This window comes from Anaeromyxobacter dehalogenans 2CP-1 (genome assembly GCF_000022145.1).
Classification (GTDB): Bacteria; Myxococcota; Myxococcia; order Myxococcales; family Anaeromyxobacteraceae; genus Anaeromyxobacter; species Anaeromyxobacter dehalogenans.
The window spans coordinates 1212569-1224717 of sequence record NC_011891.1; the positions used below are offsets into that span (position 1 = coordinate 1212569).

15 protein-coding genes are annotated in these 12149 nt (G+C 74.0%); 8 read left to right on the forward strand and 7 right to left on the reverse strand.

Translation table 11 applies throughout. The annotated features are described in order from the left end of the window. Positions 1–5: 5 nt before the first annotated feature. The 6 genes from A2CP1_RS05385 to A2CP1_RS05410 form a co-directional block, all read right to left on the reverse strand. Positions 6–1412 (reverse strand): efflux RND transporter periplasmic adaptor subunit, encoded by a 1407-nt coding sequence (locus A2CP1_RS05385; protein ID WP_012632423.1) that lies wholly within the window; start codon positions 1410–1412, stop codon positions 6–8. 135 nt (positions 1413–1547) lie between these two features. Beyond that, positions 1548–1889 carry a hypothetical protein gene (locus A2CP1_RS05390; protein ID WP_150106318.1) on the reverse strand — a complete coding sequence of 114 codons (342 nt, stop codon included), beginning with the start codon at positions 1887–1889 and terminating at the stop codon, positions 1548–1550. 31 nt (positions 1890–1920) lie between these two features. Further along, positions 1921–2517, reverse strand: coding sequence for a fatty acid desaturase family protein (locus A2CP1_RS05395; RefSeq protein WP_245529989.1), 597 nt, complete (start codon positions 2515–2517; stop codon positions 1921–1923). Positions 2518–2733: 216 nt separating this feature from the next. Then, positions 2734–3633 (reverse strand): arsenic resistance N-acetyltransferase ArsN2, encoded by a 900-nt coding sequence (arsN2, locus tag A2CP1_RS05400; RefSeq protein WP_012632425.1) that lies wholly within the window; start codon positions 3631–3633, stop codon positions 2734–2736. Further along, positions 3630–4775, reverse strand: a complete 1146-nt coding sequence (gene arsB / locus A2CP1_RS05405; RefSeq protein WP_012632426.1) for an ACR3 family arsenite efflux transporter — start codon at positions 4773–4775, stop codon at positions 3630–3632. The genes arsN2 and arsB overlap by 4 nt, the downstream gene beginning before the upstream one ends. Before the next feature lie 8 nt (positions 4776–4783). After that, positions 4784–5134, reverse strand: coding sequence for an ArsR/SmtB family transcription factor (locus tag A2CP1_RS05410; RefSeq protein WP_012632427.1), 351 nt, complete (start codon positions 5132–5134; stop codon positions 4784–4786). A 164-nt stretch (positions 5135–5298) separates the two neighbouring features. Here A2CP1_RS05410 and A2CP1_RS05415 point away from each other — a divergent pair, with 164 nt between their 5' ends. The 7 genes from A2CP1_RS05415 (at position 5299) to rrtA (ending at position 10196) form a co-directional block, all read left to right on the forward strand. Beyond that, positions 5299–5688: a thioredoxin family protein gene (locus A2CP1_RS05415; RefSeq protein WP_012632428.1), complete on the forward strand. Its 390-nt coding sequence runs from the start codon at positions 5299–5301 to the stop codon at positions 5686–5688. 9 nt (positions 5689–5697) lie between these two features. Continuing rightward, positions 5698–6396, forward strand: coding sequence for a cytochrome c biogenesis CcdA family protein (locus A2CP1_RS05420; protein ID WP_012632429.1), 699 nt, complete (start codon positions 5698–5700; stop codon positions 6394–6396). 21 nt (positions 6397–6417) lie between these two features. Further along, positions 6418–7518, forward strand: a complete 1101-nt coding sequence (locus A2CP1_RS05425; protein WP_012632430.1) for a permease — start codon at positions 6418–6420, stop codon at positions 7516–7518. Positions 7519–7556: 38 nt separating this feature from the next. Continuing rightward, positions 7557–7790 (forward strand): thioredoxin family protein, encoded by a 234-nt coding sequence (locus A2CP1_RS05430; protein ID WP_012632431.1) that lies wholly within the window; start codon positions 7557–7559, stop codon positions 7788–7790. 86 nt (positions 7791–7876) lie between these two features. Then, positions 7877–8440: a class I SAM-dependent methyltransferase gene (locus tag A2CP1_RS05435; protein WP_012632432.1), complete on the forward strand. Its 564-nt coding sequence runs from the start codon at positions 7877–7879 to the stop codon at positions 8438–8440. 248 nt (positions 8441–8688) lie between these two features. Then, positions 8689–9600 carry a rhombotarget lipoprotein gene (gene rhlP, locus A2CP1_RS05440; protein ID WP_012632433.1) on the forward strand — a complete coding sequence of 304 codons (912 nt, stop codon included), beginning with the start codon at positions 8689–8691 and terminating at the stop codon, positions 9598–9600. Further along, positions 9600–10196, forward strand: coding sequence for a rhombosortase (rrtA, locus tag A2CP1_RS05445; RefSeq protein WP_012632434.1), 597 nt, complete (start codon positions 9600–9602; stop codon positions 10194–10196). The genes rhlP and rrtA overlap by 1 nt, the downstream gene beginning before the upstream one ends. Here the strand turns inward: rrtA and A2CP1_RS05450 are convergent. Then, complete coding sequence (locus tag A2CP1_RS05450) at positions 10132–11037, reverse strand: LysR family transcriptional regulator (protein WP_012632435.1); 906 nt, start codon at positions 11035–11037, stop codon at positions 10132–10134. The genes rrtA and A2CP1_RS05450 overlap by 65 nt on opposite strands. A gap of 131 nt (positions 11038–11168) precedes the next feature. Between A2CP1_RS05450 and A2CP1_RS05455 the strand changes: the two genes are divergently transcribed. Further along, on the forward strand, positions 11169–11612 hold the full coding sequence (locus A2CP1_RS05455) for a DUF1360 domain-containing protein (protein ID WP_012632436.1): 444 nt from the start codon (positions 11169–11171) through the stop codon (positions 11610–11612). Positions 11613–12149 lie beyond the last annotated feature (537 nt).

Genomic DNA, 12149 nt, shown 5'->3' on the forward strand with positions numbered 1-12149 from the left:
CGCCCCTAGTGCCCGTCGGCGCAGCCTGCGCCGATCGAGTCCTTCAGGATCTCGGTCTTGAGGACGAACGCGCCGGCCGTCACCACCTCGGCCCCGGGCGTCAGGCCGGCGACCACCTCGACCTCGTCGCGCGTGCGGACGCCGAGGCGGACCTCCACCGGGTCGTACTCGCCCGGCCTCGTCCGGACGAACACGAGGTCGTGCTCCTGCGCGCGCTGGACCGCGTCGCGCGGGAGGAGCAGCGCGCCGCGCGGCGCGCTCACCTCGATGGACGCGCGCAGGAAGGACCCCGCGCGCAGCGTCCGGTCCTCGTTCGCGACGTCCACCCGCACGCGGACGGTGCGGGTCCGGCGGTCGACCGCCGGGCTCACGCGGGTGACGCGCGCCTCCCGGCGCTCACCGCTCCCGTCCACGGTCAGGGCCACGCGCTGCCCGGGCCGGACGCTCCCCGCCTGCTCCTCGGGGACCTCGAGGACGGCCCAGAGCGTCCGGACGTCCGCGATCTCGAGGAGGACGTCGTCCTCGCCCACGCTCCGCCCGGCGACGGCGTCGCGGGCGATCACCGTGCCGGCGAACGGCGCGACCAGCGCATAGCGGCCGCCCCGGCCCGACTCGGCGGCGCCGGCGGCGCGAAGCGCGGCGCGGGCGGCGTCGCGCTCCGCCTCTGCCGACGCGAGCTGGGCGCGGGCCCGTTCCACGTCCTGCCGTGGGCTGATCCCGCTCTGCGCGAGCTGCTCCTCGCGCTCGAGCGCGCTCCTGGCCGCCTCGACGCGCGCCTCCGCCGCCACGCGACTCGACTGCGCCCCGCCCACCGCGCCCGACGCGAGCACGACGAGCGGCTGTCCCCGGCGGACGTCCTCGCCGGCGTCCACCTTCAGCTCGACCACCGTCGCGTCACCGCGCGCGGAGAGGCGGGCCAGGCGGTTCTGGTCGAGCTCGAGCTGACCGACCACGTCCACCGTGCCCGCGAAGGGGCGCACCTCGGCGCGCACCGTCTCGATCCCCGCCTCCTGCTCGGTCTCGGGGCCCGCGAGGCGGATCTTCGTGCCGGGCGCGGGGAACGCCGGCAGCGGGTGCCCGGCCGCGGTCACCAGCTCCGGGTGACAGTAGGGGCACGCCGACTCCGGGAACCCGTGCTCGCGGCAGTAGTCCCCCGCGGCGATGAACTGCTCGATGAGCCGCGGGTTGCACTTCGTGCACTTCGCCTCGGGGACCGCGTGCTCCCCGCACCAGGCCTCGGTCGCCTCGCGGGCAGCGGGTGCCGGGGTCGCGGGGGCCGGCGCGGCGGTCGTGGGGGCGGGCGCGGCGACCGCGCGCTCGAGCGGCGATGCGTCGCGCGCGCAGCCCTGGAGCGCGATGGCCGCGGCGACCACGGCGGACAGGAGGGGACCAGCGGAAGGGAACGGACGCATGACGGCTTCTCCCGCCGCGCACGCGGGCGCGGCGACGTGGCGCGCGCGACGCTTCGCGCGCACCGAGCGGCTGCACGGGGCTGGAAGGGACGGCCCTGCGGACGCAGGGCACACTGCTCCCAGGACGGGAGCGGATCAGGCTCGCGGCGGGTGGAACACGCCGGAGGTGACGACCGGGAGCACGGGCTGCGCGTCGCGGGCCACAGACGCCCGGCCGATCTCGATCGGAGCATCGAGGCCAGGCGTTCCGCGCGGGTCCACCGCCGGACGCACCTTGGCGCAGTCCCCGACGTTGCACGTCGGCGGGCAGCCGCCGTCGTCGCGGCCGCCGCGCTCGCACTCGTCGCCGCAGCAGGCCGCGGAGGCGGCTGACATGGCCTGGGGCGCGCCCGAGAGCAGGACGAAGATCCCGGCGACGATCGCGATGCGGAGCGCGCGGAAGCGCATCGGCCTGCTCCGGGTCGAGGCGGGGATCACGGCCCGAACGTACAGAAGGGTCCGGTGGGCGTCAATCCTGCCCCGGCCCCGCCCGGCCGCCCGCTCGCTGGACCGCGGTCACGCCTCCACGGGCCGGGGCGCGCCGAGCGTCCGCAGATGACGGTGGTGCGCGGCCACCGCGGCCCAGAGCGACGGCGGCGCGAGGTACGGCAACCCGTGCGTGCGGCACGTCTCCTCGACGATGCCGGCGAGCGCCGGGGAGTGCACGTGGCAGGCGCCGGGGAAGAGGTGGTGCTCGATCTGGAAGTCCAGGGCCGCCCAGGTACCACGCGAGCACGCGGCTGGAGCGGGCGAAGTCCACCGTGGTCCGGACCTGGTGCTCCGCCCAGCCGGTCGGCGCGCGGGCGTCCGCGCCGGGCGCGCCCTGGAGCTGCGCCTCGGGCACGGCGTGGACGAGCTGGAACACGGCCGCCATCACGACGCCGAGCACGAGCGAGCCGGAGACGAAGAAGGCGAGGGGCCACGCGCTGCGGTGGACGAGGACCGGGACCGCGACCGCCCAGGCGAGGAGCCCCGCCGCGAGCCAGGCCGACGCGTCGCCGACGACGAGGAGCAGGCCGTACGACGCGGCGAACCACGCCAGGATGGCGGCGGTCTTCACGTGCATGGCGAGCCCGCCCTGCGCCGACGTGCCGGTGCGCGCGAAGTACGCGGCGGCGCCGCGCCTCAGTTCCGCGTGGAAGCCGTCGTCGCGGGGGAAGCGGGGGTGGGGGCCGGTGCGGTCATCGCGAGACCCTGCGTGCCGGATGTCACCCGCGCGACATGGCGGACGGGGCGACCCAGCTTCGCCGTGGGCGCCCGGCCCGGCCGCCCTCCGTCCCGGCTAGCGGGGGAGGTGCTTCACCATGCAGACCGCGGCGGCCGGGCAGAGCGATCGGAACTCGGTGCTCGCGGCCAGCGCCGCCGGGACGCTCGCGCGGTCGATCCTCGAGAAGCCCGCGCGCGCGAAGAACCGCGCCGCCGTCGTCGTGAGCAGGTACAGCGCGCGCACGCCCTGCCGCTCGGCCTCGGCGATCGCCTCGGCATGGAGCGCCTTGCCGACGCCTGAACCCTGCAGGCGCGGGACGACCCCGAGCGAGCGGAGCAGCGCGTCCTCGCCGTACCGCTCCAGCGCCACGCAGCCCACCACGTCGGCGCCGGAGCGCGCCACCAGGAACGTCTGGTGCGGCGCCCCGACGTCCGCCGCCGGGAGGTGCAGCCGCTCGAGCAGCGCGCGAACGGCGCCGAGCTCCTCCGGCGTCGCCGGCCCGTACCGGATCGCGTCGCCGTCCGGCTGGCGGAACACGGCCGCGAGCCGGGTGCGAAGCTCGTCCCGGACCCGGCGGAAGGCCTCCAGCCGTGCAGGTTCGTCGCCCGCCTGCGCCGCCGGATCAGGCAGGCCCCAGTGCAGCCGCATCGCCTTGCCCAGCCAGACGGGGCAGACCTCCTCCTGGCACAGCGTGATCACCGCGTCCACGTCGGGCGCGATCTCCTGCAGCCCCTTCGAGCGCTGGCCGGAGATCTCGATCCCGATCTCGGCGAGCGCCGCGACGGCGAGCGGGTTCACCTGCGTCGGGCGGGATCCCGCGGACGAGATCCGGGTGGACGCGGGCGCGAGCGCGCGCGCGATGCCCTCGGCCATCTGGCTGCGCGCCGAGTTCGCGACGCAGAGGAACAGCAGGTGGCGCGGCGGCGCCGCCCGGAGCCGCGCCGCCTCCTCCTGCCAGGCCGCGTCCGCGCTCACCGGCCCCTCCCGGCCGCCGGGCCGTCCACCGCCACGGCGCAGTTCGCCACCCGCGCGATCTCGCCCGCCTCGCCGGGGAACCAGCGGTCGCGCAGGCGGAGCGCCACGTTCACGAGGCCGATGAGGACCGGCACCTCGACGAGCGGGCCGATCACCGCGGCGAACGCCGCGCCGTGCGCCATCCCGAACGTCGCCACCGCCACCGCGATGGCCAGCTCGAAGTTGTTGGAGGCCGCGGTGAACGAGAGCGTGGCCGTCTGGCCATAGGTGGCGCCGACCTTCCGGCTCATCCAGAAAGAGACGAAGAACATGAGCAGGAAGTAGACGAGGAGCGGGATCGCGATCCGGACCACGTCGAAGGGCACCTGCACGATGGTCTCGCCCTTCAGCGAGAACATCACCACGATGGTGAAGAGCAGGGCGACGAGGGTGATCGGGGAGATCCGCGGGATGAACACCCGGCGGTACCACGCCTCGCCCTTGAGCGCCCGCAGGCCGAACCGGCTCGCCATGCCGGCCAGGAACGGGACGCCGAGGTAGACGAAGACGCTCCGGGCGATCTCGCCGATGGTGATGTGGACCTCGGCGCCGCGCAGCCCGAGCCACCCCGGCAGCACCGTGATGAAGACCCACGCGTAGACCGAGAAGAACAGCACCTGGAAGATCGAGTTGAACGCGACCAGGCCGGCGCAGTACTCGGTGTCCCCCTTCGCGAGGTCGTTCCACACGATCACCATGGCGATGCAGCGCGCCAGGCCGATGAGGATCAGGCCGACCATGTACTCGGGACGGTCGCGCAGGAAGATCACCGCCAGCGCGAACATGAGCACCGGCCCGACGATCCAGTTCTGCACGAGGGAGAGCGCCAGGACCTTGCCGTTCCGGAAGACGCGCGGCAGCTCCTCGTAGCGGACCTTCGCGAGCGGCGGGTACATCATCAGGATGAGCCCCACCGCGATCGGGATCGAGGTGGTGCCCACGCTCAGGCGGTCGAGCGCGGGGACGATCCCCGGGGCCGCCCAGCCGAGCAGGATGCCCGCGCCCATGGCAAGGAAGATCCAGACGGTCAGGAAGCGGTCGAGGAAGGAGAGGCGGCGGGCGACGCTCGCGCGCGCCGGGGCGGAGGAGAGGGCGTCAGGCATGGGGGCTCCTAGAGGCTTCCGACGAGCGCCTTCAGGCGGCGGAGGGTGCGGGGCTCCACGCAGTAGCAGACGCGCGGCCCGTCGATCTCGCCGCGGACGATGCCCGCGTCCTTCAGCACCTTCAGGTGCTGGGAGACGGTGGACTGCGCCAGCGGCAGCTCGTCCACGATGTCGCCGCAAATGCAGGCCTCGCGCCGCACGAGGAGGCGGACGATCTGCACGCGGGCCGGGTGGCCGAGCGCCTTCGCGAGCGCCGCGAGCTCCTCGTCCGCCTCGGAGCCCTCCACCGGGCGCAGGTCCGGGCCGACGTCGGCGTTCGTCACCGGGGCGCACGGGTCCTTCTTCAGGGCAACGGGCATGCGCCGCTTCTTACGATGAAGCGACGTTTCGTTTCAACCCGGTGCGCGGGCTTCGCAGAAACGTCACCGCAGCCCGTCCGCGACATCGGGCCGCATCGGCCGCCCTTGCCGTCAAATCGTCAGCGTGCGATAAGCCGCACCCGATCGACCCCGGGAGGTGTGAGATGCGCACGAAGGCCTGGCTGAAGGGAATCCTGCTCGTCGCGGTCCTGGGCGCGCCGGTGTGGGCGACGGCGGCGGACGCCGCGCCGGCCGCGGGCAGGGCGGGCGGGAAGGCGATCCCGCGGCTGGTCGACCTCGGGGCCGGAGCGTGCGTTCCCTGCAAGGCGATGGCGCCCATCCTGGAGGGGCTCCGGGCCGAGTACGCCGGCCGGATGGACGTGGTGTTCATCGACGTCTGGAAGGACCGCGCGGCCGCCGAGGCGCACCGGGTCCGCATGATCCCGACCCAGATCTTCTACGGCGCGGACGGCAAGGAGCTGGCGCGGCACGAGGGGTTCATCGACCGCGCGGGGATCCTGGCGCGGTGGAAGGCCCTCGGCGTCCGGCTCTGAGAGGGCGCGGTGGTCGGGCTCCTCACCGCGTTCGGGAACGCCTTCGAGGCCTCGCTGGCGTTCGCGCTGCCGGCGGCGCTCCTCTGGGGCCTGCTCTCGGTGGCGCTGTCCCCGTGCCACCTCTCGAGCATCCCGCTCGTCGTCGCCTACATGAACGGCGGGCGCGAGCCGCCGTCGGTCCGCGCGGCGCTGGGCCTGTCCACGAGCTTCGCGCTCGGCATCCTCGCCAGCATCGCCGCCGTCGGGGTCGCGACCGTGCTCCTCGGGCGGATGGCCGGCGACGTCGGACCGGCCGGGAACTACGCGCTCGCGGCGGTCTTCTTCGCCGTCGGCCTGAACCTCCTCGGCGTGCTGCCGCTGCCGTCCTGGAGCGTGCCCCGATCCGCGGGCCGGCGCGGCCCGCTGGGCGCCCTCGTCCTCGGCGCGATCTTCGGCGCGGCGCTCGGACCGTGCACCTTCGCCTTCATGGCCCCGCTCCTCGGCCTCGCCTTCCGGGCGAGCGGCGCCGACGCGGCCCGCGGCGGCCTGCTCGTCGCCGCCTATGCGATCGGCCACACGATCGCCATCGTGGTCGCCGGCGCGTCGGTGCAGGGCGTGCAGCGCTGGCTCTCGTGGAGCGCCGGCGGCCGCGCCGCCGCCGTCCTCCGCTCCGTCGCCGGCGTCGCCGTGATCGCGGGCGGCGCCTGGTTCGTCCACACCGCGACCTGACCGCCGCATCGCAGGGTATCCATGAGCCTCTCCGTCCTCGACGCACCCGCATCTCAGCCATGCTGCCCCACCGGCGTCACGCCGGAGCCCTCCTCGCGCGGCCCGTCCGCCGGGCGCGTCGCGCTCCTGCTGGCGGGCGCGCTCGTCGCGTGGATCGCCGCGTACGCCGCGGCCCACCCGCTCTCCCGCTGGCTCACCTTCGGCCTCCTCGGCCTCGCCGAGGGCTCGCACCTCGGCGAGAGCGTCGCGTTCTTCCTCTACGACGTGCCGAAGGTGCTGCTGCTGCTCACGCTCATCGTCTTCCTGGTGGGCATCGTCCGCTCGTTCTTCACGGCCGAGCGGACCCGGGCGATCCTCGTCGGCAAGCGCGAGTCGGTCGGGAACGTGGTCGCCGCGTTGCTCGGGGTCGTGACCCCGTTCTGCTCCTGCTCCGCCATCCCGCTCTTCCTCGGCTTCGTCGAGGTCGGCGTCCCGCTCGGCGTCACGTTCTCCTTCCTCGTGTCAGCGCCCATGGTGAACGAGGTCGCCCTGGTGCTCCTGCTCGGGCTGTTCGGGTGGAAGGTGGCGGCGCTCTACCTCGTCACCGGGCTCACCATCGCCATCCTGGCCGGCTTCGTGCTCGGGCGCATGAAGCTGGAGCGGCACGTGGAGCCGTGGGTGTACGAGTCGATGAAGGGCGAGGCGCGGTTCGAGAAGGAGCACCTCGGCTTCACCGGGCGCGTCGAGCGCGGCCTCCAGGCGGTGCGCGAGGTGGTCGGCAAGGTGTGGCCCTGGGTCGTGGCCGGCATCGCGGTCGGCGCCGGCATCCACGGCTACGTGCCCGAGGGGCTGCTCGCCTCGTTCATGGGCAAGTCCGCCTGGTGGTCGGTGCCCGCCGCGGTGGCCCTGGGCGTGCCCATGTACTCGAACGCCGCCGGCATCATCCCCGTGGTCGAGGCGCTCCTCGGCAAGGGCGCCGCGCTCGGCACCGTGCTCGCGTTCATGATGGCGGTCATCGGCCTGTCGCTGCCGGAGATCGTGATCCTGCGGAAGGTGCTGCGGCCGCCGCTCATCCTCGCGTTCGTGGGCGTGGTGGCGTCCGGGATCCTGCTGGTCGGCTGGCTGTTCAACGCGGTCCTCTGAGGCCGCGAAGCGACGAACCCTGACGGAGGAAGACGACGATGAAGATCCAGGTGCTCGGGACCGGGTGCGCGAAGTGCAAGCAGCTCACCGCGAACGCGGAGCAGGCCGTCGCGGCGCTGGGGCTCGAGGCGAAGGTCGAGAAGGTGGAGGACCTCCGCGAGATCATGAAGCTCGGCGTCATGACCACCCCCGCGCTGGTGGTGGACGGCGTGGTGAAGTCGGCCGGCAAGGTGCTGTCGCCCGACGCGGTGCGGGCGCTGCTCGGGTCGTGATCGGGTAGATTGGCCGCGTGAGCGACACGGATACAGCAAGCGGAAGGCGCTACTGGGAGCGCCACGCGGCGAGGTACGACCGCTCGATGCGCGTGCTCGGTGGCCCGCTCCCGCGGATGCTCGAGCTCGTCGCGCAGGAGGTCCGCGGGGCGGGCGAGGTGCTCGAGGTCGCGGCGGGCACGGGCCTCGTGACCACCGCGATCGCGCCCGTCGTGGGCAGCGTCGTCGCGACCGACTACGCCGGCGCGATGGTCCGGCTGCTCCGCGGCCGCGTCCAGGCCGACGGGCTCGGGAACGTGGAGTGCATCGAGCGCGACGTGTACGCGCTCGGCATGCCGCCCCGATCGTTCGACGCCGTCGTCTGCGCGAACGTGCTCCACCTGCTCCCGGAGCTCGAGGCCGCGCTGCGTGCGCTCCGTGCGGTGCTCCGGCCCGGTGGAACGCTCGTCGCGCCGACGTACGCGCACGACGAGACGCGGACCTCGAGGCTCGTCTCGCGCGTCCTCGGGGCGACCGGGTTTCCCGGTGCGCGCAGGTTCACGGCGGCGTCGCTTTCGGCGGCCATCTCGGCGGCCGGGTTCGAGGTGCGGCGTACCGAGATGATCCCCGGGCTCATCCCCGTCGCGTTCGTCGCCGCCACCGCGCCCTGAGGCGACGCGACGGCCGCGACTCGCCGAGTGCGTCGAGAGAGCGAATGCCGAGGAGGGGCAGGCGCCGCCGAGCTCCAGGGGTGGCGCGAGGATGATCGCCCGTGTTCCGACTCCGTCCCGCCGAGGAGTGCGTCCCCCGTGCGATCCACGCCGGCGCGTCTTCGTCCAGAGCAGGGATCAGCCTAGTATGGGCGTAGAGTCGGCAGGTCGCTCGGTTCCTGAACCGTCCAACCGGAGGACGCGCTCACATGTCAGCCCGCACGTGCCGTGGCAGGTCCCGCAGGTTCACCCTCGCTTCACTGCTCCTCCTCGCGGTGCTCGGCGCGTGCGCCCAGACGACGGCGCGGCGAGCGACGAGCGTCGTCAACTACCTGTATCCGGCCGGACAGTCGGAGCCGGTACAGCCGTCCGTCCCGAAGCTCACGCTTCCGCTCCGCGTCGGGATCGCCTTCGTCCCGCCGGCGGCGAGGGAGGTGACGCCGGCGGCGTACGTCGGCGACCGCGACGGTGCCGCCCCCGAGACCGAGCGGGTCCGCCTCATGGAGACGATCGCCGCGCACTTCCGCGAGCGGCCGTACGTCAAGTCGGTCGAGATCATCCCGACCGCGTACTTGACGCCCGGCGGCGGGTTCACGAACCTGGACCAGCTCCGGAACATGTTCGGCGTCGACGAGATCGTCCTCATCGCCTTCGACCAGGTGCAGTTCAAGGACCAGGGCGTGGCGACGCTCACCTACTGGACGCTCGTCGGCGCGTACGTCGTGCAGGGTGAGAAGCACGACACGCGCACGCTGATGGACGCCGTCGTGCTCGACATCCCGAGCCGCAAGCTCCTCTTCCGTGCGCCGGGGACGAGCGTGGTGAAGGGCAGCTCGACGCCGGTGAACGAGTCGGAGGAGCTGCGCCAGGACCGGCAGCAGGGCTTCAAGCTCGCGACGGCGGAGCTGGTCACCGCGCTCGACGCGCAGCTCGCCGCGTTCCAGGAGCGCCTGAAGGCGCAGCCCGAGGAGATCCAAGTCGTGCGGACGCCGGAGTATGAAAAGCGCGCCGCGGCCAGCGGCGGCGGCGCCATCGACCCGGCGACGCTCGCCATCCTCGCGGCGCTCGCGGGCGGCGCCATGGCCGGCTCGCTGCGGTGGAGGCGCTCGGGGACGCGGTGATGCGGCGCGTCCCCTGGGTCACCGTCGCGGTGCTCGCGGTTGCCCTCGGCGCGTATCTCGTGCCGGCGCTGGGCGAGCTGCTGATCCTCGACCGCGCGCGCGTCGAGGGCGGCGAGGGCTGGCGCGTGCTCACGGGGAGCCTCGTGCACTTCTCCGCGTCGCACCTCGCGGCCGACGCCCTCGCGTTCGGCGTCGCCGGCGCGATGCTGGAGCGCCGCGGCCGCGCGAGGTTCGCGGTCCTGGCGCTCGCGTCGGCGCTCGCCGTCGGCCTCGCGGTGCTCTGGCTCGAGCCCACGCTCCAGCGCTTCGCCGGGCTCTCCGGGGTGGCGTACGCGGCGATCGTTGCGCTCGCGCTCGTGGGGCTGCGCGAGGGCGGAGCGATGGCGACGCTCTCCGGCGTCGCGCTCGCGGCGTGCGTCGCGAAGCTGGCATGGGAGCTCTCCACCGGGCGGATGCTCCTCGTCGGCGCGCCGCCGGGCATCGTCGCGGTCCCGCTCGCCCATCTCGCAGGCGCGATCGCGGCGGTCGCCGTCACCGGGACCGGGCGACGCCCCGGCGCGGCGCGCCCCGTCGCAGGGAGTCCAGCAGCGCGGTGAGCTCCGGGCTCGCGCGCTCGCCCCGCCACAGCAGCGCCACGCGGTGCGTGAGCGCGGGCTCCCGCAGCGGGAGGAAGCGCGTGTTCGACGCCCGCGTCCGCACGAACGAGGGCGCCGCCAGCAGGAGCCCCTTGCCCCGCGCGACCAGGATCGGGCAGCTCTCGTCCGGCCGCTTCGTGACGATCCGGTAGCGGATGCCCGCGGCGCGGAGCGCCCGCTGCTGGCTCTCGTACAGGTGGGCGTGCTCGTGGCGCGGGTGGACCACGAAGGTCTCGCCCTCGAGGTCGCGCAGGCGCAGCGCACGGCGCCGCGCGAGCCGGTGCGTGGCCGGCAGCAGCACGCCGATAGCGTCCTCGGCGACCACCCAGCGCTCGAGGCCCGGCGCCTCCTCGTCGGCCATCTCCGCGCAGACCGCGTCGAGACGACCGAGCTGCAGGTCGCGGAGCAGGCGGTCCGGGACGTTCGAGGTGAGCTCGACCCCGCGGCCCTCGCCTTGCGCCTCGAAGCGCGCGATCCGCTCCGGCACCCAGGTCGCGAAGCCCGCGGTCGACAGCCCGATCCGCAGCGGCTGCCCGGAGCGTCGCCCGCGCTCGCGCACCCGGGACTCCAGCGCCTCCGCGCGCTCCAGGACCGCCGGCCCCTCGCGGAAGAGGAGCGCGCCCGCCGCCGTGAGCGAGACGGACCGCGTGCTGCGGTCCAGGAGGCGCACGCGGAGGTCGCGCTCGAGCCCCGCGATGAGGCGGCTCAGCGGCGGCTGGCTCATGTGCAGCCGCTCCGCGGCGCGGCGGAAGCTCAGCTCCGCGGCAACCACCAGGAACGCGCGCAGCTCGCGGAGGTCCATGCCGTGGGTGATACCGGCCAGGTATCAATCGGGCAACGCGAATCGCAAAGCACCGACGGCTGCCGCCCGGGCATGACTGCGTCGCACCGCGCCGGCCCCGTCGGCCGCGCCGGAACGGAGGAGGAGATCCCATGCCGCTGCCAGTCGAAGCCCTGTGGACCTGCGCCGTCCTCGCCATGGTCGTGAGCGGGACGTCGTTCACCATCACCGGAACCGAGGTCTTCGAGCCGATGCGGAGGTTCCTCTCCGCGCGGAGCGAGTGGCTCGGCCACCTGACCGCGTGCTTCTACTGCACCAGCCACTGGGTCACGTTCCTGCTCGTCGCGCTGTGCCGCCCCGTGCTCGTCTCGACCGGCTTCCTGATCGTGGACCTCGCCATCAGCGCGTTCTTCGTGGTCCAGCTCGCCGCGTACCTCACCGGCCTGCTGTTCAAGTCGTACTCGGTGATCATCCCGGTGAAGGCCGCCATGCAGCAGGCGATGGAGGCCGCGAGGGCGGCGCATCGCGCGCCGCGGACGGGCACGGTGGGTGCCGCCTCCGACGCCGACGTGCCGGGTGCGCAGGAAGCGGGGTGAGGCCGGCCGGACCGCGATCGGGCCGACCGAACGCCGGGAGCCGTTCCCCTGGGCGCTGCGGTCGGCCTGTCATCGGCGCTTCCTGTGCGGAACTACGCAGAATCTCGACGGGTCAACGGGCAGCGACCAGGACGAAGAGCGACCCGCACGCGAGATGGTACGCGACCACCCCGAGCGAGAGCAGGAGTGTGGCTCGAGCACGGGCCGACCAGCTCATGCGCGCTGCGCCGGACCACCCAGCCACGCCGAACGCCACGGCGGGCAGGCCCCACACGACGAGGAGGAACCCGAGCGTCCACCGCCAGGAGAGGCCGCAGTGATCCAACTCGTAGCAGCCGGCCGGGCTCTGGCCCAACCGACGACCCAGGTCGCCTGCGCCGAGCCACCTCGCGGAGAGTGATGCGACGACCAGTCCGATCGCCGCGGAGATGGCCGCGAGCAAGGCTCGACTCGCAACATCCGGAAGGCGCTGACGACGGGCAGCATCGGTGCGGCGGGGCACGGGGCAACCGTACCGGCGATGGACGCGCCCCAGCG